Consider the following 651-nt stretch of genomic DNA (forward strand, 5'->3'; position numbering starts at 1 on the left):
ATATTTTTTTATAATTGATAAAAGCCCAATTGTACCATAAGTTTGAACTTCAGGTGAAAATGATTTAAGCCAGTTCAAATAATGTTTTCTGTTTTTTCTTTTGTCTAATTTTCTGGACCTGAAACCCTTTCCAAAATCTTTTTCTATGTCATTCAGATTCCAAGAGCCACAACCAAATCCAACAACATATTCCGATAAAAATTGATTTTCAAAATCGGATTTATTTAAGTTTGTTTTATAAAAATTATTGTGATTCGAAATGTAGTTTTTTACAAAACTTGAATCTCTAACTATATTTAAAACGTTTGAATGTTTTTCTCTGCTTGAATCAAATTCAGATATCCAAATTATTTTTAACTCTTGGTCTTTTGAGATTAGGTTTAATTTCAAGTCTCGATTCCAAGACATTATTAAAATCCGATGATGTTCAAAGCCAAAGTCTATTTTTCTTTTTAATTCTTCATATGTTGTAATGATAGAAAGAGAGTCAAACTTAACTTTTTTCAAGTTTGATAGTTGTTCAACTCTTTCAACTGTTTCAACGAAGGATTTTAAATCCGAAATATTGTCTTGAGCTTTAATAGCCTGAACTAAAAATAAAGTTAATATGATGAAATGGAATCTCATTTTTTTTCAAACTTGCGTACAACG

The 651-nt window shown here is 27.5% G+C and carries 1 protein-coding gene; it reads right to left on the reverse strand.

Annotation, left to right across the window (positions count from 1 at the left end):
* A partial coding sequence (locus ACFQ0I_RS17345) for a hypothetical protein (RefSeq protein ID WP_379944255.1) occupies window positions 1-627 on the reverse strand: 627 nt, incomplete at its 3' end.
* Window positions 628-651: the final 24 nt, after the last annotated feature.

The organism is Mariniflexile aquimaris, assembly GCF_042676825.1.
Taxonomy (GTDB): Bacteria; Bacteroidota; Bacteroidia; order Flavobacteriales; family Flavobacteriaceae; genus Mariniflexile; species Mariniflexile aquimaris.